The following is a 21008-nucleotide window of genomic DNA, read 5'->3' as shown; positions in this document are numbered from 1 at the left end:
GAATCCCTTTCACGGCAATGCCGGCTCGCGGCGCAGCTTTTCACCGGCCGGGTTGACCGCCTCGCGCAGGAAGCCGAAGCCGGTTCGCCGGTCATGGCGGAACAGCGTGTTGGTCACGTACACGTCTTCGCGAATGCCCACCACCTCGACCACCTCGCTCACACAGCGGCGGCCGTCGGGCAGGCGGGTCAGTTGAATCACCACATCCAGCGCCGCACAGATCATTTGGCGCAGGGTTTTTTCCGCCACCGTCCGGCCAGTCAGGCCCACCAGTGTTTCCAGGCGCAGCAGGGCATCGGCGGCGTTGTTGGCATGCACGGTACTCATGGAACCGTCGTGGCCGGTGTTCATGGCGGTGAGAACATCGAGCACTTCCACGCCACGGATCTCACCCAGGATGATGCGGTCGGGGCGCATCCGCAGGGCGTTGCGGATCAGGTCGCTGGCCTTGACCTCGCCATGGCCCTCGGCATTCGGCGGGCGGGTTTCCAGGCGCACCACATGGGGGTGGCCCAGTTGCAGTTCGGCCACGTCTTCGATGGTCACCAGCCGTTCATGGGGGTTGATCAGTTGGCTGAGGATGTTCAGCAATGTGGTTTTGCCGGTGCCGGTGCCGCCGCTGATGAGGATGTTGCAGCGCTTGCCCACGGCCTCCTGGAAGAAGTCGAAGATGTTCTGGTCGATGGTCTGCATGGCCACCAGGTCGCTGCTTTTGAGCATGTCCTTGCGAAACTTGCGAATCGACAGGCATGGCCCGTCCAGGGCGATCGGCGGGATGATCGCGTTGACCCGGCTGCCATCGGGCAGGCGCGCATCGACCATGGGCGAGGACTCGTCCAGGCGTCGCCCGAGGGGCGCGAGGATGCGTTGCATCACGCGCTCCACATGGTGCGAGTCGATGAACCGCAGGTCACTCTGGTGCAGCAGACCGTCGCGCTCTATGAACACCCGATGCGGGCCGTTGACCAGGATCTCGGTAACGGACGGGTCGCGCAGCAGCACTTCCAGCGGGCCGAAGCCGGTCAGCTCGTCGACGATTTCTTCGGCCAGGCGTTCCATCTCATAGCGGGAGATCGCCAAGTGCATGCGGTTGCTGTATTCGGCCACTTTGTCGATGACAAACTGCGCCAGCAACTGGCGAGAACCTTCCAGCAGGTTTTTTCCCGACTCTTCGATGGCATCGATGATGTAGCGATGGAACACCAGCTTGAGCCCGTCGTGCTCAGTGTTGCCACCGAAGCCCGCGGTGGGGGCACCGAAAAGTTTTTCACTGTTCATTTGCCGGCTCTCAGCAGGCGATCAAGCCATTTGTTGGAGGGTTGTTCGTTGCCTGCCGAACGTTTTGCCAGGCGCTCCCCGAGGGTTTTCAGACCCTGGGTCAGGGGTTCGCGTGGCGCCAGGGCGAACAAGGTCTGGCCTTGGTTTTTTGCATTCAGGCGCACGTCCGGGCTCAGCGGCAGCACGGCAATCACCTCCAGGCCGAAGCTTTTGCCCAGGGTTTCGGCGTCCGGTGCACAGCTCTTGAGGTAGCTGTCGACCAACAGTTTGGCGTGCTCCAGCTTCATGCCCTTTTCGCGCCACAGGTTCAGCACCGCGAGGTTACGTCGGCAGTCCAGCACGCTCTGGTCGGTGTACCACAACAGCTTGTCGCAATGGCTGACGAAGGTGCGCAGGGCTTCGCTGTCCGGTTGGCCAACCAGGTTCACCACAATGTGCTGGAAATGTTGGCGCAACGCGCTGAGCAGCATGTACAACTCGGCGGCGCTGGTGCGCTCCAGGGGCTCATCGTTGGGGGCGTAGGCCAGGATGCGCAGGCCGTCTTGCGCGCTGGTGAATGCGCTGTTGATCAGGGTCGTGTCCAGCCGTCGCAGGTGGCGCAGGGCATCGCCGAAATGGAACGAGCTTTCCAGCCCCAGCAGCGCCAGGCTGTCACCTCGGGGCAGGCCCAGGTCCAGCAGCAAGGTGTGCTGACCACTCTTTTGCACGACCAGCGCCAGGTGGCTGGCCAACAGTGCGCCATCGGCATTGCCCTGGGTGCCATACAGCACGCTGAGGCCACCCAGCTGGGTGTTGGTGGTGACCGGCGGCAGGCGTTTGCTCAGGCGCCTTACCAGCCCGGCCACTTCGCTGGAGCGCGAGCCGTAGGCGACAAAATCCCGCGCGCCGGCGCGCATGGCATTGAGTACCAACTGGTTGTCCATGCCGTCACCGAGGGCGACGATGGCGAGCATCGGTTTGGCTTCCAGGGCGCCTTCGATCAAGGCGCTTTGGGCCACCACGTGTTCACGGTCAAGGCCGATAAACACCAGGCCGGCAAAGGTCACATCGACCAGCGCGAGCAGTTCGTCCAAGGTGCCGCTGCCGGCGCTGACCACTTGGCCAAGCGGTGCCAGTGCGCCCTGCAGCCATTCCAGGTCGGTGGTGTTGCGCGTGATTGCCAGGAACGTCTGGCTCAGGCTATCGCTCATTGGGACAGTCCGTTGAGTCGGTCGAAGTTGCCGTTTTCCAGGAAGTACAGGCGATACCAGTTCGGGTCGTAGTTCCGCAGTTTCTCGCCTGGCAAGGACGGCAACTGGGCATTGGCCGCCAACGGCTGCACCAGGTGCGGGGTGACGATCATCAGCAGTTCCTTGTCCTGGCGATTGATGTTGGAATCGCGAAAGAACGCACCCAGGATCGGGATGTCACCCAGGCCGGGAAACTTGCTGATGCTGGTGGTGTTGCTGCTGCTGATCAGCCCGCTGATCACGAAGCTTTCGCCGTCTGCCAGGGACACACTGGTGTCCGTGCGGCGAATGGTCAGGGCCGGGACCTTGATATTGTCGATGACCACCGCGTTGGTGTAGTCCAGCTCACTGACTTCCGGTGCGACTTTGAGGGAGATCCGGCTACGGTCGATCACGGTCGGGGTCAAGGTCAGGCGGATGCCGAACTCTTTGTATTCGATCGAGATGTTGTTGCTGGCGCTGCTCGGCACCGGGATCGGTACCTCGCCGCCCGCCAGGAAGGTCGCACTCTGGCCGCTCATGGCCACCAGGCTTGGACGTGCCAGGGTATAGGCGAACCCGCTGCTTTCCAGGGCATTGATCATCGCGGATACGCGCCCCCCGCCAAACCCGATATTGAAGTTGTCGGGGCTCACCGGCAGTTTGAAGACACCTTCGGAGGGCGATAGCAGGTTGGGGCTGCCCAGGAAGAAGTTCTTGCCACTGCCCAGAATCTTGGTGCTGGCCTCCTTGAGCTTGGTGCGGCTGACCTCGACAAAACGGATGTCGGTCTGTACCTGGCTGGGCAGCAAGGGATCTTCCGATGGCGACAATGACAGGCTGGTCAGCGCCGAGATGGCCTTGCCCTTGACGAACACCATGCTCTGGCGCGGCGTGTTCGAACAGGCGGTCCAGACCATCAGGCTGGTGGTGCCGGAGGCGACGCCGGTCAGCAGGAAACCCCGGTCGCCGTTGAGGTGGACGTCGGCAATTTTCGGGTCACCAATCGCCAGGCGGGTGATGGCTACCGGTGATTGCAGTTCCTGTTGCAAGCCTTCACCGACCGACAGGGCGGCGGGTAGTTGACCCAGGCTGGCGCAATTGCCGGGGGCAGCCACGGCCAGTTCCACGGACAGGTTCGACAGCAGCAGGGCACAGGCGATTTTCAGCGTGAACACGGGTGCGAAACGTCGGTTCATGCAGGGCATCCTTGTTCAGTCAGGCGTTTGTTGGGTGGCTTGATTGCCGCGGATCACCTCGATACCGGTGCGACGCGGGCTGCCCTGGACGAGTTTTTTCGGCGCTTGGGCGAAGGCCAGTTGCGTGAACTGATAAAGGTCGCGGTTGGCGCTTTGCACTTTGCCCGGCACATCGCTTTCGCCGGCCCAGTATTGGCCCAGTAAACGTTCGTCGGCACTGCGTACTGCCAGGCGTAAAGTGCCGGCTTGAGTGGCGAGCATCAGGCGGCTCAGCAGGGCCTCGGGCACCGCCAGCACCACGGTGCGTGGCGGGCCGCGACGCTGGGCTCGTTCCTCGGCGGTGAGCGCAGGCGGGGAGGCTGGGGTGCCATCATTGCTCAAGCCCATTTGATCGCCGACGCTGAGCAAACGCATGGCGGGCACCACCACCTGGGCCGATTGTTCGAGGTTGGCGGCGTCCTGGCGCAGGTACAGCAATACGTCCACATAATCGCCGGGGCTCAGTTGGCCGGCGGCGCCAATCACTTCATCCACGGCTACGGCCAGGGCGCGTTCGTCGGGGCGAATCATTCGCGCCAGCGGGCCACCTGGGGTGAAACTGTCTTCATTCAACCAGGTGCCTGCCCGCAGGGCTCGCCAAGGCGTGCGGCCGATGGCCTGGTCGACGCTGCTCATGCTGCCGGCCGGTACGGTGCGCAGTTTTTCCACCGCGAGATCGGCGGCGCTCAGGGGCGCAAAGGGCGGGATGTCGCGGGCCAGTACCACCACCGGTTGGCGGGTCTGGTCTTCCACCACGGTAACGGCTTTTTCGACAGGTGCTGCTTGGGGGACCGGGGGAGGCGGTGCCGGTACGGGCGCCCGGCTCAGGACCAATCCCCAATAACCGGCAAACAGCGCACCGAGCAGAAGCACCCCGGCCAACACCATGCTCAGACGCGTGTTCATGACGGCGCTCCCTTTGCTGTTGCACGACACACCCGTCTCTCCGAGCGGGCTAATTTCGCAACGCGGCTGCTATGAACCTGTGACTAACTATTTCGCTATTTGAAGGTAGTTCAGCTAGGACAAAATGCCATTACTGACAGCAAGTTTTCTTGTGCGAAGGGCGGGATGACGTTGAAAACCACGGAATTAAGGCGTCAATAAAGTAACCCCCTACTTTGTGATTAATCAGTTCTTACAGTTGTGAGGCTCGGGTTTGTTGACAATGCTCAGATGGCACATCGCAATTACCGTGCGGCGTGCTGATAAGGCGCCCAGCGCCTGAGGAGAAGTACGATGATCCTTGAGTTGTTGGTAAAACTTCATATTCAACTTCAGTTGCTTTTTCAGCGCAAAGACGGTGCTACGGCGATTGAGTACTTGATTCTGGTAGCCATCGTGGCCCTGGTGATCCTGGCTGCCGGGACAACCCTGGGACCTAAAATCACGACCTTCTTCGGTAAAATCAACACTGCCCTGACCTGAGTTCCAGACCGTATCCTGCGACTGAGGAGAAGTGCTATGGTCCTTGATCTGTTGATAAGAGTGCGTGACCAGCTACTATTGCTGTTGTATCGAAAAGACGGCGCTACGGCGATTGAATACCTCATTCTCGTGGCTATCGTGGCGCTGGTCGTACTGGCGGCGGGGGCGACCCTGGGGCCGCAGATCACGACGTTCATTGCTAAAATCACGACCGCGATAACCTGAGCTTCAGACAGCATCGGTGAGTACACACGTCATTGTTTGGCAACGCTAGGTAGTACCCATGAATGCTGCAACTGCACCTTTTCGCCAACAAATCCTGTTGGTGGACGACGAAGAAGATGCCCTCGTAGAACTGGCCGAGTCGCTGGAGAACGAGGGCTTCGTTTGCTTTACCGCCACCTCCGTCACCCTCGCCTTGCAGGAGTTGACCCTGAACCCGGACATCGCCCTGGTGATCACCGACCTGAGCATGCCCGAGGAAAGCGGTATCTCACTGATCAAGCGCTTGCGCGAACACACCGAGCGCCAGCACTTGCCGGTGATCGTGATGTCGGGGCATGCCCAGATGGATGATGTCAGCGATATGCTGCGTTTGCAGGTGCTGGATCTGTTTCGCAAGCCCATCTACCTGGTGCGCTTGATCGATACCCTCAACAACCTCTTCCCCCTGATCAAACACCCCTTGTAGTGAGCGGGCTCGCCCCGCGCTGGGCTGCGTAGCAGCCCCAACAAGGACGCCACGGTATTACAGAAAAACCGGAGTTGGCCGGCTTTGGGGCGGCTTCGCCACCCAGCGCGGGACAAGCCCGCTCACTACAATTATTGCCAGAGCTCTGTCCGGGTGCGCTTGGTCGGTCCCCTCGCCTTGTAGTGAGCGGGCTCGCCCCGCGCTGGGCTGCGCAGCAGCCCCAACAATAACGCCACGGTATTTCAGAAAAACCGAGTTGGCTGGCTTTGAGGCGGCTTCGCCACCCAGCGCGGGACAAGCCCGCTCACTACGATCGTCAGAGCTGGTAGCTGAAGCTCAGCGTATACCGCGGCCGCCGGTTGAGGCTGTCGAGGGCGATATCCGACATGGGTTTGGAGGCTTCCAGCGCGATGTTGTAGTACTTGTTATCGCCAAAACGCAGGCCCACGGCCGCCGATGACATGTCGTTGCCCTTGACCGGCAGGGTGTTGAACCAGGTCTTGGCACGATCAAGCACAACGTAGGGTTGCAGCACCTTCACCCAGTCACCGGCGCGGTTGAAGCTGTAGTTGACCTCGTACGCCACGCCCCAACCCTTGTCACCGGAAGCCTGGTCGTCAGGGTAGCCACGGCCGAAGTTCTGCCCGCCGAAGGTGGCGCGTTCGCTGTCGGGCAGGGTGGCATCGCTCCAGTAGAACGCGCCCGACAGTACCCCTTGCCAGTTATCGAAGAACTTGTCGCTCTGCACGCCGGAGAGGCGCAGGCGGAAGAAGTCGAGGTCAGGCGTGGTACTGGTCAGATCACTGTGCGTCCTGGCGCGCAGGCCGTTGATACCCTGATACAGACCGGCGCTGAGGATGCGCAATTGCCGGGCGTCGGCCTTGCGCCAGTCACCTTCGAACGCCAGCGCGCGCAGGTTGGTTTCGATATCGAAGCGGTTGGGGTAGCCCACCAGTTGATAGCGTGTGGTTTGGTCCACCGCATACAGGCGCGCGCCCAGGGTCAAGGATTCGGTGGGCGAGGCGATCAGTGGGTGGCTGAGGCCGATGGTGTAGCGATCGATCGACTGGTGCGGCTTGAGCTCGAAGCCGCCGTCCAGCTGGATATTGCTTTTGGGGTCGGCGCGATAACGTTCGGCCCCCAGCACAAGCTGGCTGCCTTCGGCATTGATGAACTGGCTGTAGCCCACGCGGTAATAATGCTTTTTGTCGTCGCCGGGCGGGAACAGGCCGCTGACGTTGAGCTGTTCGCCCATGGATGTCTGGGCATTGCTGGTGGCGGTGAGCAACGCTTGGGTGCCGCTGCGGTTGTCTTCCTCCAGGCTCATGCTGGTGGTGAAGGGTTTGCGGCTGGCCTGGATCACCATGTGCGCGGCGCCATCGGTGGTCCCCGGCGGCGGTACTTGCGCTTGCAGCGTCACGCCGGGGATACGGCCCATGAGCGTGGTATAGCGCTCGAACGTCTTGCGTGTGAGCGGGCGTTCGGCCAGGAGTTTGTTCGCCAGTTTATCGACATAGGCCGACACCGAACCGATGTCGCCGCTCTGTTGGTAGTCCTTGATGTAGCCCTCCACCAGCACTACGCGTACCAGGCCGTTTTCAAAGTTCTGTTGCGGCAGGAAGGCGTAGGACAGCAGGTAACCGTCCTCTTGATAACGACGGGTGATGCTGCGGGTGGCTTCGATCAATTGCGCCAGGTTGGTCTCATGGCCGATCAACGCCGAGTAGGCTTTGGCGGTCTCGCCGAGCGGGTATATCGTGCCGCCCTCGATCTGCAACTTGCGGATGGTGATTTTGGTGTCCATCAACAGAGGCTGGCCCTGGGAAACGGGTGCCTCCGGCACCTGGGTCTTGGGCGTGACCGGTCGGTAGGCGTCGGCGGGCAGGTTGGGCACCGGCAGGTTGCGGATGGTGTCGTTGCTGTTGAGAAAGTTGGGCAGGCTCTCGGCTTGGGCGTAAGCACTGAGGGAAAGGACTAACAACGGTGTGAACACGCGCATAGGACACTCCATGGTCAACTGCAGCAGCGTCTCGGGCCCGCCGGGTTCTGGGACTCGGTTCGGGAGGACCAGGCGTTGTTCGACAAGGCCGGCCCATAAAAAAGACGAGAGACTTACTCAGGGTCTCTCGTCTCAACCAAGCGTAGGCGCTGGAGGGGAGGCCGTCTAATCGGCCAGGTGCAATTCTAATGTGTGCCGGTCACGCCGTTCAGCAAGCCTCCCAGGCCACCCGTTGTCCCGGTGGTGGCACTGCCGTTGACCGAGGTGTTGGTCGTGGTGCTGGCGCCGACGTTCAAGCCACCGAGCAGGCCGCCACCCGTGCTGCCGGTTCCGCCGGTGACCAAGCCACCCACTGAGCCTACGGTGTTGCCGAGCGACGTTACCGTCGTGCCCACGGCGTTGGTGACCGGGTTGGCGTTGGCGGTGGTCAGGTTGGTGCCCAGGCTGCTGACAGCGCCGCCGACCTGGGTGACCAGACCGTTGACTGGAGCGCCGATGCCGGTGGTGGTGCCGACGTTTTGCGTCAGGCTGGTGACGCCGTTGGTGACCGGGGCCAGCGCTGTGCCGACGTTGGTCGCCAAGCCTGCGACTGGCGTCGTGGGGGCGGTATTGGCGACGCCGGTGCCGCCGATGACAGTGCCCAGCGAGGCCACGGTATTGCCCAGTGCCCCACCGGTGACACCCGCAGTACCGACTGTGCCGTTAGTACTGCCGGCCGTCAGGCCGCTACCTACGTTGGCGACTACACCGCCGACCAGTTCCGGCAGGCCGGGAGCTGCGGCACCGCCGGCGGGCGCAACATAGCCACCTGACTGGTTGAGCACGCCACCGACGCTGGCCAGCGCGCCGCCGGCCGCCGTGGTGACAGGGTTGCCTGCGCCGCCGGCACCGGCGACTTGGCCGCCCACGCCAGTAACGGTCGAGCCGACTTGATTCAGCAGGCCGTTGAGCGGAGTGCCCAGGCCGGTAGCTCTACCGAGGTTGCCAGTAGTGTTTTCCACCAGGGAAACCACCGGTACCAGTGCACTCCTGCTCAGGGTGTTGGTTGCGCTGCCCAGTGGTCCGGTGGTGCTGGCGGTACTCAGGGTATCGCCGAGCATGGTCACGGCTTGGCCAACGTTACTCACCAGCCCCCCCGCTGCGGTGCCGACGCCGCCGGTCAACCCGCCGACGACTGGCACGCCACCCAACGTGGTGCCCAGGGTGCTGCCGGTGTTCGACACGCCGGTGCCGAGGTTGGCCACGCCAGTACCGATGCCGGCGACGGTGGTGCCCAGCGCATTGCTGTTGGTGCCCAGGGTACCCAGGCCATTGGTCACGCCGCTGCCGATGCTGGTGACGGCATTGCCGGTCGCGGTGACGAGGCCACCGGCCGTGACACCGACGACGGGGACGCCGTTGAGTGTCGAGCCAAGATCGCCGACGGCAGCACCGACGTTACCGACGGTAGTGCCCAGCGTGCCTGCGATCTGGCCTGTGACCAGCGGGGTAGTTGTCGAACCGGTGCCGCCAGTGCCACCGCCGGTGCCGCCAGTACCACCGCCGGTGCCGCCAGTGCCGCCGCCAGTACCAGCAGTGCCACCGCCGATGCCGCCAGTACCGCCGCCGGTGCCGTCAGTGCCGCCGCCAGTGCCAGCAGTGCCACCGCCGGTGCCGTCAGTGCCGCCGCCGGTGCCGTCAGTGCCGCCGCCAGTGCCAGCAGTGCCACCGCCGGTACCGTCAGTGCCGCCGCCAGTGCCAGCAGTGCCACCGCCGGTACCGCCAGTGCCGCTTCCAGTCCCACTACCGCCACCTGTGCCTCCACTACCACTTCCCGCACCCGCATCCGGGGAAGACGCCGCCACACTGCTGTGATGGCCGCCGCCACCGCTGCTGCAGCCGCCAAGGCTCATCGCCATGACCAGGGCCAGCGCGGTACTTGCTTTCCATAGCACTACTTGAGTTTGAGTTTTCATGATTGAGTTCCCTTGCACCTGTACAACCTTGGTTGTTTCAAACGTCGACTATTTCTAGGGATAGGCATACGTTTGTCCGTGGGTTAATCACAGACCTGAGTGCTCTTTCTCGCAATGCTCAACTTGGTATTAACGATTTATATAGGCGCGGCGTTAGTTGGCTTAATGACTAATACCAAGTATGTAAAATAGAGGGGATTTGGATGGGGTTCTTTCATTAAGAACAATGAGTTAAGTAAAAAAGCGGACGCCGAAGCGTCCGCTATAACTTAGGGTTTATATACAATTAATTCCTGTGGTTCACGCAATAGGTCGCCACTTGCCGAGCATATGTTGAATGTCGCCGGCCCCCTTGAGTTGCAACTCGCCACTGGAACCCGCAGCCGTGGTGAGTAATACAACTTCACTGGGCAGGCGCACCGGCTTTTTGAATTCGACGTCTATCTCGACATTGGCGGCGGGCAAATGCTCGTGCAATGCGGCCAGTGTCCGGGCGGTATTCCACAGCCCATGGGCGATAGCCTGGGGGAACCCGAAGAGCCTGGCCGTCAATGCGCTCAGGTGGATCGGGTTGTAATCGCCGGATACCCGAGCGTATCGGCGGCCAATATCGGCGGGCGCCTTCCAGCGGGCCAGTTCGCTGACGTTATCGGTTACCGACAAATGCTCTTCCGGGGTGTCGCCTTCGAGTTTCACTGCGCGGCAGAGCATACGGCTATCCGCCTCCCACAACAGTCCCAGTGAATCCTCGACCGTGGTCACAATATCAAAGGTCGCCCCCTTGGCATGGGGCCGCAGGTTGTGCGCGTACACGCTGATCAGCACATTGCTCACGCCTCCCAGCGGACGATGGATACGGATCCGATTGCTCAGGTGAATCAGCCCCAGCAAAGGAAAGGGAAACTGTTTGTCGGTGAGTAATTGCATCTGCAAACCAAACGCCAGGATATGCGGATAAGTCCCTGGCAGGACCGAACTGTCAGCGAACCCGCAGACCTGGCGATAGGCGGCCACCTCCGTGGGGTTCAGGCGAATGTGACAGCGCAGTCCTGCATCGGGCAGGGTTTCGCCGGTGATCTTGCGCTTGAGCGCGGCCCGCCAGTACAGCGGCGGCAGAGGCGGGGTGCGGTCGAGTGTCTGCCATTCCATGTTCAGGCTCCCAGCAGGCTTTGCCCACACACGCGCAAGGCTTGGCCGCTGACCGCACCAGAGCCCGGTTGGCCAAGCCAGGCCACGGCCTCAGCCACGTCTTGGGGCAGGCCGCCCTGGCCCAACGAACTCATGCGCCGCCCGGCTTCACGCAGGGCGAAGGGAATATGCGCGGTCATCTGGGTTTCGATAAACCCGGGCGCCACTGCGTTGATGCTGATCCCGCGTTCCTTCAGCAACGGCGCCCACGCCTGCGCCAACCCGATCAAGCCGGCCTTGCTCGCGGCATAGTTGGTTTGCCCACGGTTGCCGGCAATGCCACTGATGGAGGCCAGCAGCACCACGCGGGCGTTGTCGTGCAGGGTGCCGCTGTCGAGCAACGCCTTGGTCAGCACCTGGGGGGCAGTGAGATTGACCGCCAGTACCGCGTCCCAATATTCCGGGGTCATGTTCGCCAGGGTCTTGTCGCGGGTGATACCGGCATTGTGCACCAGGATATCGAGGCCATCCGGCAACTGTTCGATCAGCCGCGTGGCGGCGTCTTCTGCGCAGATATCCAGCACGAGGGTACGTGCCCCGAGACGGGCGGCGAGGGCTTCGAGATCAGCCTTGGCCTGGGGCACGTCGAGCAGAATCACCTCTGCACCGTCGCGGGCGAGGGTTTCAGCAATGGACGCGCCAATACCTCGGGCGGCACCGGTCACCAGGGCCTTGCGCCCGGCGAGAGGGCGAGTCCAATCCTCGACCGCAGTGGCGCAGGCTTGCAGGCGAATGACCTGGCCGGAGATATAGGCGCTTTTAGGCGAGAGGAAAAACCGCAATGCGCCTTCCAACTGCTCCTCGGCACCGTCGCCGACATACAGCAACTGCGCCACACCGCCGTTGCGCAGTTCCTTGGCCAACGAGCGGCTGAAACCCTCCAGGGCCCGTTGTGCGCTGGCGGCGAACGGGTCGCTGAGGCTCTCCGGCGCACGGCCGAGAATCACCAGGTGCGCGCTGTTATCCAGGTTTTTCAACAGGGGCTGGAAGAACTCACGCAACTGCTTGAGCTGGTCGGTGTGTTGCAGGTCACTGGCATCGAACACCACCGCCTTGAGCTTGGGGCCGTGGCCCGGAATCCACGTCGACGTCGTGGTGCCGTAGCTGTAGATGGCGTCGGTGAGTTTATGGGCGAAGGCGTGCACCTGATTCGCCAGCGCACCGCCGCCGAGCAGCAAGGCGCCTTCGACCGGGCGCAGGCGTCCGGCCTGCCAGCGTTCCAGGCGTACCGGTGACGGCAGGCCAATGGCGGCGACCAGGCGATGGCCGAGGCTTGAGTTGGCGAAGTCGATATAACGGTCAGACATGGAACGCTCTCCGAGTGCTGGGGTTCAAACGGTGGACCATCAATGGGTATCGGTCGTTCGATTGAGCCTAGGCTAGGCTTGATGATTCCACCCACCACCATCAGGGAGCTTTCCATGACTCAATTGCGCCGTGTAGCGATCATTGGCGGTAACCGCATTCCCTTCGCCCGCTCCAACGGCCCCTATGCCACGGCGAGCAACCAGGCCATGCTGACCGCTGCCCTGGAGGGCCTGATCGAACGCTACAACCTGCACGGCCTGCGGATCGGTGAGGTGGCGGCCGGAGCGGTGCTCAAACATTCCCGCGACTTCAACCTCACCCGCGAATGTGTGCTGGGCTCACGCCTGTCGCCGCAAACCCCGGCGTACGATATTCAACAGGCTTGCGGCACGGGGCTTGAGGCGGCATTGCTGGTGGCCAACAAGATCGCCCTGGGCCAGATCGAATGCGGGATTGCCGGTGGGGTGGATACCACTTCCGACGCGCCGATCGGCGTGAATGAAGGGCTGCGCAAGATTCTGCTGCAGGCCAACCGCAGCAAATCCATGGCCGATAAATTAAAACTGCTGTTACAACTTCGCCCTCATCACCTCAAGCCCGAGCTGCCGCGCAACGGTGAACCGCGCACGGGTTTGTCCATGGGCCAGCACTGTGAGCTGATGGCGCAAACCTGGCAGATTCCGCGTGCCGAGCAAGACCAGCTGGCACTTGAAAGCCACCAGAAAATGGCCGCGTCCTACGCTGAAGGCTGGCACAACGATCTGCTGACACCGTTTTTGGGCCTGACCCGCGACAACAACCTGCGCGCCGACCTGACCCTGGAAAAACTCGCCAGCCTCAAGCCGGTATTCGAGCGCAGCGACAAGGGCACGCTGACCGCCGGTAACTCCACGCCGCTCACCGACGGTGCGTCATTGGTATTGCTGGGCAGTGAAGCCTGGGCCAAGGAGCGTGGCTTGCCGATTTTGGCGTACTTGCGCGATGGCGAGGCGGCGGCGGTGGATTTCGTCAACGGCGCCGAAGGCTTGTTGATGGCGCCCGTGTATGCGGTGCCGCGTTTGCTGGCAAGGAATGGCCTGACGCTGCAGGACTTCGATTACTACGAAATCCACGAAGCCTTTGCTGCCCAGGTGTTGTGCACGCTCAAAGCCTGGGAAGATGCGGATTACTGCAAAACACGCCTGGGGCTGGATGCGCCGTTGGGTGCCATCGACCGCAGCCGGCTCAACGTCAAGGGCAGTTCGCTGGCCGCCGGGCACCCGTTCGCCGCCACAGGCGGGCGTATTGTCGCCAACCTGGCCAAACTGTTGGATGCGGCGGGCAAGGGGCGCGGCCTGATTTCCATCTGTGCAGCCGGTGGCCAGGGGGTTACCGCGATCATTGAGCGTTGAAACTGGCATATTGGATGCATTCTTAAGTGATCAACGGTCGGTAGCCTCTCCCACCGGCGAGCCGATTGCCGTATAACGAGTGCCACACGCGTGTTTGGTAATACAGGACCCACAATAAAAGCTGATGAAGACTCCTAAACGCATTGAACCCCTGATCGAAGACGGTCTGGTCGACGAAGTGCTGCGCCCACTCATGAGTGGTAAAGAAGCAGCTGTTTATGTGGTGCGCTGCGGTAACGAATTACGTTGCGCCAAGGTTTACAAGGAGGCGAATAAACGAAGTTTTCGTCAGGCGTCCGAATACCAGGAGGGCCGCAAGGTCCGCAACAGCCGGCAAGCCCGGGCCATGGCCAAGGGTTCTAAATTCGGCCGCAAAGAAACCGAAGATGCCTGGCAGAACGCCGAAGTGGCGGCGCTGTTCCGCCTGGCCGGTGCTGGTGTGCGCGTGCCTAAACCCTACGACTTCCTCGAAGGCGTGCTGTTGATGGAACTGGTGGCCGACGAGTACGGCGATGCGGCGCCACGTCTGAATGACGTGGTGCTGGAGCCGGACCAGGCGCGCGAGTACCACGCCTTCCTGATCTCCCAGATCGTGCTGATGCTGTGTACCGGCCTGGTGCACGGTGACTTGTCCGAGTTCAACGTGCTGCTCACCCCGACCGGCCCGGTGATCATCGACCTGCCCCAGGCGGTGGATGCGGCTGGCAACAACCACGCGTTCAGCATGCTGGAACGGGACGTGGGCAACATGGCGTCTTACTTCGGGCGCTTTGCCCCGGAGTTGAAAAAGACCAAGTACGCCAAGGAAATGTGGGCGTTGTACGAAGCCGGTACGCTGCACCCGGCCAGCGTCTTGACCGGCGAATTCGACGAACCGGAAGAGCTGGCTGACGTGGGCGGCGTGATGCGCGAAATTGAAGCGGCACGGCGGGATGAAGAACGTCGCCAGGCGATTCGCGCGGCGGATGATGCGCCACCCGGCAAAGCGTCTGACGAACCCCCGCCACCGCCCTGGATGCAGTGATCTTGCAAGGAATGAAGATCTGAAAAATGTGGGAGGGGGTTTGCTCCCGATTGCAGTGGGTCAGCTACAGATAAGTTGACTGATCCGCCGCTATCGGGAGTAAGCCCCCTCCCACATTTTGATGTGTGGAGTCAGTCAAGCATCAGGTACAGCAACTGCCTGAGGCCAATTCCTTGAGGATCGGGCAATCCGGCCGATGATCGCCCTGGCAATGTTCCACCAGGTCCTGCAGCGTATCGCGCAGTTGTCCCAGCTCCAGAATCTTCTGGTTCAGCTCATCGATATGCTGGCGCGCCAAGGCTTTCACATCAGCGCTGGCCCGTTGCCGGTCCTGCCATAGGGTCAGCAGCTTGCCGACCTCTTCCAATGAAAACCCCAGATCCCGCGAGCGCTTGATAAACGCCAGCGTGTGCAGGTCGTCGGGGCCATACACACGGTAGCCGCTGTCGGTGCGGTGCGCGGCTTTGAGCAGGCCGATGGATTCGTAGTAGCGAATCATCTTTGCGCTCAGCCCGCTTTGGCGAGCGGCTTGGCCGATGTTCATGGGCGTTGATCCTCCAGGTCCTTGGGTTTCCACGTCTTCAACAGTAACGCATTGCTCACCACGCTGACGCTGGACAAGGCCATCGCCGCGCCCGCCAGTACCGGGTTAAGCAGGCCGAAAGCCGCGAGGGGAATGCCAATCAGGTTATACACAAAGGCCCAGAACAGGTTCTGGCGGATTTTTGCGTAGGTCTTGCGGCTGATTTCAAGTGCCGCGGGCACCAGGCGCGGGTCGCCACGCATCAGGGTGATACCGGCGGCGTGCATGGCCACGTCGGTGCCGCCGCCCATGGCGATGCCGATATCGGCTGCGGCCAGGGCTGGAGCATCGTTGATACCGTCGCCGACCATGGCCACCACCGCAGTTTTTTTCAGCTCGGCGACCGTGGCGGCTTTGTCCGCCGGCAGCACTTCGGCGTGCACATCTTCGATGCCCAGCGCTTGCGCAACCACCCGGGCGCTGCCGCGATTATCGCCGGTCAGCAAGTGGCTGCTGATGTGTTGCGCCTTGAGCTGCTCCACCGCTTCCAGCGCGCCGGGCTTGAGTGTGTCGCCGAACGCGAACAGCCCGAGCACACGGGGTTGGGTGCCTTGCTCGATCAGCCAGGATAAGGTGCGGCCTTCGGCTTCCCAGGCCTTGGCGGATGCGGTCAAGTCACCCGCGTTCAAACCGGCCTCTTCCAGCAGACGGCGATTGCCCAGGGCCAGTTGCCGGCTGTCGAGCGTGCCGGCGATACCGCGACCGCTCAGGGCTTGGCTGGCACTCACATCCGCCACGTTCAGCCCCTGCTCGTGGCAGGCGTCCAGCACGGCCTTGGCCAGGGGGTGTTCGCTGCCGCGTTGCAAGGCGCCGGCCTGTTGCAGCAACAAGGCTTGATTGCCATCCACCGCCGCCATATGGGCAATTTTCGGCGCACCGGAAGTGAGGGTGCCGGTCTTGTCGAACACCACGGCGCTGACTTCATGCGCACGTTCCAGGGCTTCGGCGTCCTTGATCAAGATGCCATGACGCGCGGCCACGCCGGTACCGGCCATGATCGCCGTCGGTGTCGCCAGGCCCAGGGCGCAGGGGCAGGCGATCACCAGGACGGCGACGGCATTGATGATTGCCGTCTCCAGGGATGCGCCGTACCACCACCAGCCCACGAGCGTGATCAACGCCAGCACCAACACGGCGGGCACGAATACCTGGCTGACTTTATCCACCAGTTTCTGGATCGGCGCCTTGGCCGCTTGGGCCTCTTCCACTAGGCGGATGATTCGCGCCAGTACACTTTCCGCGCCCAGGGCCTGGGTACGCACCAGCAAGCGGCCTTCACCGTTGATGGCGCCGCCGGTGACTTTGTCGCCGGGCTGCTTCGGCACCGGCAGGCTTTCGCCGCTGATCAGCGCTTCGTCGGCATGGCTCTGGCCGTCCACCACTTCGCCGTCCACCGGGAAACGTTCGCCGGGCTTGACCAGCACCAGGTCGTCGAGCTTCAACGCGTTGATCGCCACCTCTTCTTCACGGCCATCGAGCACCCGCACCGCACGTTCCGGACGCAAGGCTTCGAGGGCGCGGATGGCGCTGGCGGTCTGGCGTTTGGCGCGGCTTTCGAGGTATTTGCCGAGCAGTACAAGGGCGATCACTACTGCCGAGGCTTCGAAGTACAGGTGCGGCATGCCGCCTGCCGTGGTGGTGAGCCATTCATAGATACTCAAGCCGTAACCGGCGCTGGTGCCGATGGCCACCAGCAGGTCCATATTCCCGGCGCCGGCACGCACGGCTTTCCAGGCGGCGATATAAAAGCGTGCACCAAAGATGAACTGCACTGGCGTGGCCAGGGCGAACTGCATCCAGGCGGGCAACATCCAGTGCAGGCCGAAGGGCTCCACCAGCATGGGCAACACCAACGGCAGCGCCAATAGAATTGCCAGCAGCAACGACCAGCGCTCGCGATGCAGGCGCTGGGCCTGGTTGGCGTCCGTAGCGGTTTCACTCTGGGGCAGGCTGGCGCTGTAGCCGGCTTTGTCGACGGCAGCGATCAACACGCCGGGGTCCAGCTGCCCCAGGACTTCGACATGCGCACGTTCATTGGCCAGGTTGACGCTGACGCTTTTCACCCCCGGCACCTTGCTCAGGGCGCGTTCGACGCGGCCGGCACAGCTGGCACAGGTCATGCCGCTGATGGGCAGGTCAAAGGCGGTGGATCCATTCATGGGGCAGTCCTCCAGAAGAAGTTGCCCCTAGGATCAACCTTGACCTGTGGGGAAGGTCAAGGGCCGATCAGTATTCCAGTGCGGCGGGTTTCAGGTACATGCCGTCCGGGCCCTGAGCGATACGCAACTTGCGTACATCCCCGGCCTTCAGCGTGATGTTCTGCGCCGGCGGCGCCAGCAGGCCCGGCAGGCAACCCGGAGCCTGGCCCGGCAGCAGTTTCAGGCGTAATGACAGGTTGCCCGCCGGCAGGTTGAAGGAATTGGCCTGCTCCTGGAACAGTCGGCCTGCCAGCTGGTCGTTCAGGTACAGGCCGATTTCACAATTGGTCGGTACTTCCAGGCGCTCCCGGGAAATAATCAACACCGCATAGTCTTCAGCGGCCAAGGCTTGTGGCGCAGCGACAGATAAGCCCATCAGGCCGGCAAGGGCAAAAAACAACCAGCGCATGGCGAATGCTCCGTGGTTTGAATCAACGATAGGTGAAGCTTGGCCTTTGAAGCCGCCGAATACCAGCCCGGCAGAAATTTTCAGAACTTGACCTTACCATCGTGGCAAGCCCAAGACTGCCTCCAACCTTGTAGTGAGCGGGCTTGCCCCGCGGCGGGTGGCGTAGCCGCCCTAAACCCAGGCACCTCGGTCGTCCTGAAACACCGCGGGGCCCTTGTTGGGGCGGCTTCGCCCCCCAGCGCGGGGCAAGCCCGCTCACTACTGCCTACCTCGTTCAAGGAGAAATATCATGCAAGTATTCAGTGTTGAAGGAATGACCTGCGGCCATTGCGTCCGGGCCGTGACCCAGGCGGTGCAAAGCCAGGACCCGGCGGCGAGTGTGACGGTCGACCTGGCGGCCAAGGAAGTCGGGGTTGAAAGCCGTCTGTCTGCCGAGCAGGTGATCAGCCTGATCAGTGAGGAAGGCTACAGCGCCAGGCTCGCTTGAATTTTCTGATAGTTAGCGAGCTAACTTAATGTTCATGACACCCAAGCGCGGCTAGACTGTCGAGCTGCCGACTCACTTGGGTGTCTGATGAACCTCCGCATAATCCTGATTCTGGGCGCCTTGAGCGCCTTTGCGCCGTTGGCGATCGATTTCTACTTGCCCGGCTTTCCGGCCATGGCCACGGCCTTCGCGACCGACGAGAAGCATATCCAGTTGACCCTGGCGGTGTATTTCGGCGGCTTGGCCATCGGCCAGTTGATCTACGGCCCGCTGGCGGACCGGTTTGGCCGACGCGGCCCACTGCTCAGCGGTGTGACCTTGTTCACCCTGGCCTCATTCGCGTGCGCCTATGCGCCGTCGCTGGAGTGGCTGATCGGTGCGCGTTTCGTCCAAGCCCTCGGCGGATGTGCGGGCATGGTGATTTCCCGTGCGGTGGTCAGCGACAAATGTGATGCCGTGGGCTCGGCCAAGGTGTATTCGCAACTGATGCTGGTGACCGGCCTGGCACCCATCCTCGCGCCGTTGGCGGGCGGGGTGATGGTCGGCCTGTGGGGCTGGCAGTCGATCTTTTTGGCGCTATCGATGTTCAGCGTGATGGCGGCCCTGGCTGTCGCGGTCGGCTTGCCGGAAACCTTTCCGGCCGACAAGCCGCGCCAGCCGCTCTCCGGCTCGCTGCGCCGCTACGGTGCGCTGCTGTCGGATCGGGTCTACCTCGGCTACGCCCTCACCGGGGGGATCTCGATTGCCGGGATGTTTGCCTACATCGCCGGTTCACCGTTCGTGTTCATCAAGCTCTATGGCGTGGCCCCGGAGCATTACGGCTGGCTGTTCGGTTCCAATGCCGCAGGTTTCATTCTGGTGGCGCAACTCAATGCACGGCTGCTGTCCAAGCGCGGCCCGGCGTTTCTGTTGTCGCGTACGGTGTGGGTCTATGTGCTGGCGGCGTTGACCTTGCTCGGTATCGCCGCGTTGCGTACCGAAGCGTTGTGGCCATTGCTGGTGCCGCTGTTCATTTGCATCGCAAGCCTGGGCTGCATTTTGCCCAACACCTCGGCCTGTGCCATGGCCGGGCAGGGGGCGCGGGCCGGCAGTGCGTCGGCGTTGCTCGGCTGCATTCAGTTTGGTGTGGCGGCGGGGGCTGCTTCGTTGGTCGGCGTGTTGCACGACGGCACGGCCATGCCGATGGCGATGGTCATCAGCTTGTGCGGTGTCTTGGCGGTGACGGTGGCGGTGTCGACCCAGCGCCTGCAACGGGCCAGGGCCATGCAGGCGCAGGTCTGACGTGCGGATCAGCCGGCGGCGTAGTGCTGCTGGCTGAGGGGAATGTGGTGGGGCGCCTGGATTCGGGCTTTCAGGGTGTCGGCAAAAGCTCGGGCTTCGGCCTCACTGCGAAAGGTAATGGCTTTTTGGTCCAGGCGGACTTCCCATTGGGATTTTGCTAACGCTTTTATCAGGATCTTCATTGCTGACTTCCTCACGTAAAAGAATCGTGGCAAAGGCGGCCAATATAAACCCGAATGCGCGCGTAAATATGACAAAGATCAACTCTCGGACTAATGGTGTCGTCCATTACCCACATGAATAATGGACGCCTCCGACCGCTGTTATTCAGAACCCTTCGAGCACGATCTTGCCCTTGGCCTTGCCGCTTTCGAGCAGGGCGTGGGCGCGTCGCAGGTTCGCTGCGTTGATCACGCCGAAGTGCTCGCCGACCGTGGTTTTCAAGGTGCCGGCATCGATCAGTTGAGCGACGCGATTGAGCAGGTTGTGCTGTTCGATCATGTCAGGGGTCTCGAACATCGAGCGGGTGTACATGAACTCCCAATGCAGCGACAGGCTCTTGCGCTTGAGCTTGCTCACGTCCAGCGCCTTGGGGTCGTCGATCAGCGCCAGCTTGCCTTGAGGTAGCAGGGCCTCGACCAGTTGGTCCAGGTGATGGTCGGTCTGGGTCAGGCTGGCCACGTGGGTCACCTGCGGGTGGCCGGCGGCTTTCAAGGCTTCGCTCAGTGGTTGGCTGTGGTCGACCACCAGATCGGCGCCCAGCGCCTTGGCCCATTCCTGAGTCTCCGGGCGCGAGGCCGTGCCGATGACTTTCAGCGCAGTGAGCCGGCTGGCCAGTTGGGTCAGGATCGAACCTACGCCACCGGCCGCGCCAACGATCAGCAAGCTCTGGCCTTGGTCTTCCTGACCTTCACGGATTTGCAGGCGCTCGAACAGCAGCTCCCAGGCGGTGATGGCGGTCAGCGGCAGCGCGGCCGCTTCGGCGAAACCCAGGCTCTTGGGCATATGCCCGACGATGCGCTCATCCACCGTGTGCAGCTCACTGTTGCCACCCGGGCGCACCAGCGAACCGGCATAGAACACCTTGTCGCCGGCCTTGAACAGCGTCACGTCGCTGCCGACCGCCTTGACCACACCGGCCACGTCCCAGCCCAGCACCTTGGCGGCGCCATTTTCCGGGGCGACGTTGTGGCGCACCTTGGTGTCCACCGGGTTGACCGAGATGGCTTTGACTTCTACCAGCAAGTCGCGTGGGCCGGCGACGGGCTCCGGCAGTTCGATGTCTTGCAGGGATTGGGGATCGTTGATCGGCAGTGAGGCGTAGTAGGCAATGGCTTTCATG

General features: G+C 62.3%; 20 protein-coding genes. 7 read left to right on the top strand and 13 right to left on the bottom strand.

Translation table 11 applies throughout. The features are described 5' to 3' along the window. Positions 1 to 9 precede the first annotated feature (9 nt). Genes C9383_RS12535 through cpaB form a run of 4 tightly spaced genes read right to left on the bottom strand, consistent with a single transcriptional unit; the run spans position 10 to position 4630 of the window. On the bottom strand, positions 10 to 1278 hold the full coding sequence (locus C9383_RS12535) for a TadA family conjugal transfer-associated ATPase (protein WP_090367019.1): 1269 nt from the start codon (positions 1276 to 1278) through the stop codon (positions 10 to 12). Continuing rightward, positions 1275 to 2468 (bottom strand): CpaE/TadZ family protein, encoded by a 1194-nt coding sequence (locus C9383_RS12530; protein ID WP_060755718.1) that lies wholly within the window; start codon positions 2466 to 2468, stop codon positions 1275 to 1277. Before C9383_RS12530 ends, C9383_RS12535 begins: the two co-directional genes overlap by 4 nt. Further along, a complete protein-coding gene (locus tag C9383_RS12525; RefSeq protein WP_090367017.1) occupies positions 2465 to 3685 on the bottom strand; it encodes a type II and III secretion system protein family protein in 1221 nt (406 codons plus the stop codon). Before C9383_RS12525 ends, C9383_RS12530 begins: the two co-directional genes overlap by 4 nt. A gap of 15 nt (positions 3686 to 3700) precedes the next feature. Next, positions 3701 to 4630, bottom strand: a complete 930-nt coding sequence (cpaB, locus tag C9383_RS12520) for a Flp pilus assembly protein CpaB (RefSeq protein ID WP_090367016.1) — start codon at positions 4628 to 4630, stop codon at positions 3701 to 3703. A gap of 333 nt (positions 4631 to 4963) precedes the next feature. On the opposite strand from cpaB, the gene C9383_RS12515 reads away from it, so the two are divergent. Genes C9383_RS12515 through C9383_RS12505 form a run of 3 tightly spaced genes read left to right on the top strand, consistent with a single transcriptional unit; the run spans position 4964 to position 5843 of the window. Further along, on the top strand, positions 4964 to 5152 hold the full coding sequence (locus C9383_RS12515) for a Flp family type IVb pilin (RefSeq protein ID WP_060755721.1): 189 nt from the start codon (positions 4964 to 4966) through the stop codon (positions 5150 to 5152). A gap of 36 nt (positions 5153 to 5188) precedes the next feature. Further along, entirely contained in the window at positions 5189 to 5377 is a 189-nt protein-coding gene (locus tag C9383_RS12510) for a Flp family type IVb pilin (RefSeq protein ID WP_090367013.1), read from the top strand. A 58-nt stretch (positions 5378 to 5435) separates the two neighbouring features. Further along, the gene (locus C9383_RS12505; RefSeq protein ID WP_060755723.1) at positions 5436 to 5843 is read left to right on the top strand and encodes a response regulator; all 408 of its coding nucleotides are present in this window, start codon (positions 5436 to 5438) and stop codon (positions 5841 to 5843) included. 316 nt (positions 5844 to 6159) lie between these two features. On the opposite strand, the gene C9383_RS12500 is transcribed toward C9383_RS12505, so the two are convergent. The 4 genes from C9383_RS12500 to C9383_RS12485 all read right to left on the bottom strand — a co-directional run bounded on the left by C9383_RS12500 (position 6160) and on the right by C9383_RS12485 (position 12292). After that, positions 6160 to 7842 (bottom strand): ShlB/FhaC/HecB family hemolysin secretion/activation protein, encoded by a 1683-nt coding sequence (locus C9383_RS12500; protein ID WP_090367011.1) that lies wholly within the window; start codon positions 7840 to 7842, stop codon positions 6160 to 6162. A 185-nt stretch (positions 7843 to 8027) separates the two neighbouring features. Next, a complete protein-coding gene (locus C9383_RS12495; protein WP_235863193.1) occupies positions 8028 to 9797 on the bottom strand; it encodes a collagen-like triple helix repeat-containing protein in 1770 nt (589 codons plus the stop codon). A gap of 300 nt (positions 9798 to 10097) precedes the next feature. Next, positions 10098 to 10946, bottom strand: a complete 849-nt coding sequence (locus C9383_RS12490) for a MaoC family dehydratase (protein ID WP_090367009.1) — start codon at positions 10944 to 10946, stop codon at positions 10098 to 10100. Between the two features lie 2 nt (positions 10947 to 10948). After that, a complete protein-coding gene (locus tag C9383_RS12485; RefSeq protein ID WP_090367007.1) occupies positions 10949 to 12292 on the bottom strand; it encodes a 3-oxoacyl-ACP reductase in 1344 nt (447 codons plus the stop codon). Between the two features lie 114 nt (positions 12293 to 12406). Between C9383_RS12485 and C9383_RS12480 the strand changes: the two genes are divergently transcribed. Both C9383_RS12480 and C9383_RS12475 read left to right on the top strand, forming a co-directional pair. After that, complete coding sequence (locus tag C9383_RS12480) at positions 12407 to 13684, top strand: acetyl-CoA C-acetyltransferase (RefSeq protein ID WP_060755727.1); 1278 nt, start codon at positions 12407 to 12409, stop codon at positions 13682 to 13684. A 124-nt stretch (positions 13685 to 13808) separates the two neighbouring features. Continuing rightward, positions 13809 to 14708 (top strand): PA4780 family RIO1-like protein kinase, encoded by a 900-nt coding sequence (locus C9383_RS12475; RefSeq protein WP_090367004.1) that lies wholly within the window; start codon positions 13809 to 13811, stop codon positions 14706 to 14708. Between the two features lie 142 nt (positions 14709 to 14850). Here C9383_RS12475 and cueR read toward each other — a convergent pair whose 3' ends face one another. The 3 genes from cueR to C9383_RS12460 all read right to left on the bottom strand — a co-directional run bounded on the left by cueR (position 14851) and on the right by C9383_RS12460 (position 17898). Beyond that, positions 14851 to 15252 (bottom strand): Cu(I)-responsive transcriptional regulator, encoded by a 402-nt coding sequence (gene cueR, locus C9383_RS12470; RefSeq protein WP_060755729.1) that lies wholly within the window; start codon positions 15250 to 15252, stop codon positions 14851 to 14853. Continuing rightward, complete coding sequence (locus tag C9383_RS12465) at positions 15249 to 17450, bottom strand: heavy metal translocating P-type ATPase (protein WP_090367002.1); 2202 nt, start codon at positions 17448 to 17450, stop codon at positions 15249 to 15251. Before C9383_RS12465 ends, cueR begins: the two co-directional genes overlap by 4 nt. Positions 17451 to 17517: 67 nt before the next feature. Beyond that, the gene (locus tag C9383_RS12460; RefSeq protein ID WP_060755731.1) at positions 17518 to 17898 is read right to left on the bottom strand and encodes a hypothetical protein; all 381 of its coding nucleotides are present in this window, start codon (positions 17896 to 17898) and stop codon (positions 17518 to 17520) included. Positions 17899 to 18187: 289 nt separating this feature from the next. On the opposite strand from C9383_RS12460, the gene C9383_RS12455 reads away from it, so the two are divergent. Together C9383_RS12455 and C9383_RS12450 are read left to right on the top strand one after the other, a co-directional pair. Next, positions 18188 to 18385, top strand: coding sequence for a heavy-metal-associated domain-containing protein (locus tag C9383_RS12455; protein ID WP_090367000.1), 198 nt, complete (start codon positions 18188 to 18190; stop codon positions 18383 to 18385). A gap of 87 nt (positions 18386 to 18472) precedes the next feature. Next, complete coding sequence (locus C9383_RS12450; RefSeq protein ID WP_090366998.1) at positions 18473 to 19666, top strand: multidrug effflux MFS transporter; 1194 nt, start codon at positions 18473 to 18475, stop codon at positions 19664 to 19666. Between the two features lie 8 nt (positions 19667 to 19674). Here C9383_RS12450 and C9383_RS28180 read toward each other — a convergent pair whose 3' ends face one another. Further along, positions 19675 to 19848, bottom strand: a complete 174-nt coding sequence (locus tag C9383_RS28180) for a hypothetical protein (protein ID WP_162843517.1) — start codon at positions 19846 to 19848, stop codon at positions 19675 to 19677. Positions 19849 to 19993: 145 nt separating this feature from the next. Then, positions 19994 to 21007 carry a zinc-binding alcohol dehydrogenase family protein gene (locus C9383_RS12445; protein WP_060755734.1) on the bottom strand — a complete coding sequence of 338 codons (1014 nt, stop codon included), beginning with the start codon at positions 21005 to 21007 and terminating at the stop codon, positions 19994 to 19996. Position 21008: the final 1 nt, after the last annotated feature.

The sequence above is a fragment of the Pseudomonas palleroniana genome (genome assembly GCF_003031675.1).
Taxonomy (GTDB): domain Bacteria; phylum Pseudomonadota; class Gammaproteobacteria; order Pseudomonadales; family Pseudomonadaceae; genus Aquipseudomonas; species Aquipseudomonas palleroniana.
This window is presented reverse-complemented; position numbering and strand designations above follow the sequence as displayed.

Excerpts from the sequence above, each read along its gene's own strand:
- C9383_RS12535 (WP_090367019.1), bottom strand. The coding sequence starts at position 1,278 with ATGAACAGTGAAAAACTTTTCGGTGCCCCCACCGCGGGCTTCGGTGGC.
- C9383_RS12530 (WP_060755718.1), bottom strand. The coding sequence starts at position 2,468 with ATGAGCGATAGCCTGAGCCAGACGTTCCTGGCAATCACGCGCAACACC.
- C9383_RS12525 (WP_090367017.1), bottom strand. The coding sequence starts at position 3,685 with ATGAACCGACGTTTCGCACCCGTGTTCACGCTGAAAATCGCCTGTGCC.
- cpaB (WP_090367016.1), bottom strand. The coding sequence starts at position 4,630 with ATGAACACGCGTCTGAGCATGGTGTTGGCCGGGGTGCTTCTGCTCGGT.
- C9383_RS12515 (WP_060755721.1), top strand. The coding sequence starts at position 4,964 with ATGATCCTTGAGTTGTTGGTAAAACTTCATATTCAACTTCAGTTGCTT.
- C9383_RS12510 (WP_090367013.1), top strand. The coding sequence starts at position 5,189 with ATGGTCCTTGATCTGTTGATAAGAGTGCGTGACCAGCTACTATTGCTG.
- C9383_RS12505 (WP_060755723.1), top strand. The coding sequence starts at position 5,436 with ATGAATGCTGCAACTGCACCTTTTCGCCAACAAATCCTGTTGGTGGAC.
- C9383_RS12500 (WP_090367011.1), bottom strand. The coding sequence starts at position 7,842 with ATGCGCGTGTTCACACCGTTGTTAGTCCTTTCCCTCAGTGCTTACGCC.
- C9383_RS12495 (WP_235863193.1), bottom strand. The coding sequence starts at position 9,797 with ATGAAAACTCAAACTCAAGTAGTGCTATGGAAAGCAAGTACCGCGCTG.
- C9383_RS12490 (WP_090367009.1), bottom strand. The coding sequence starts at position 10,946 with ATGGAATGGCAGACACTCGACCGCACCCCGCCTCTGCCGCCGCTGTAC.
- C9383_RS12485 (WP_090367007.1), bottom strand. The coding sequence starts at position 12,292 with ATGTCTGACCGTTATATCGACTTCGCCAACTCAAGCCTCGGCCATCGC.
- C9383_RS12480 (WP_060755727.1), top strand. The coding sequence starts at position 12,407 with ATGACTCAATTGCGCCGTGTAGCGATCATTGGCGGTAACCGCATTCCC.
- C9383_RS12475 (WP_090367004.1), top strand. The coding sequence starts at position 13,809 with ATGAAGACTCCTAAACGCATTGAACCCCTGATCGAAGACGGTCTGGTC.
- cueR (WP_060755729.1), bottom strand. The coding sequence starts at position 15,252 with ATGAACATCGGCCAAGCCGCTCGCCAAAGCGGGCTGAGCGCAAAGATG.
- C9383_RS12465 (WP_090367002.1), bottom strand. The coding sequence starts at position 17,450 with ATGAATGGATCCACCGCCTTTGACCTGCCCATCAGCGGCATGACCTGT.
- C9383_RS12460 (WP_060755731.1), bottom strand. The coding sequence starts at position 17,898 with ATGCGCTGGTTGTTTTTTGCCCTTGCCGGCCTGATGGGCTTATCTGTC.
- C9383_RS12455 (WP_090367000.1), top strand. The coding sequence starts at position 18,188 with ATGCAAGTATTCAGTGTTGAAGGAATGACCTGCGGCCATTGCGTCCGG.
- C9383_RS12450 (WP_090366998.1), top strand. The coding sequence starts at position 18,473 with ATGAACCTCCGCATAATCCTGATTCTGGGCGCCTTGAGCGCCTTTGCG.
- C9383_RS28180 (WP_162843517.1), bottom strand. The coding sequence starts at position 19,848 with ATGAAGATCCTGATAAAAGCGTTAGCAAAATCCCAATGGGAAGTCCGC.
- C9383_RS12445 (WP_060755734.1), bottom strand. The coding sequence starts at position 21,007 with ATGAAAGCCATTGCCTACTACGCCTCACTGCCGATCAACGATCCCCAA.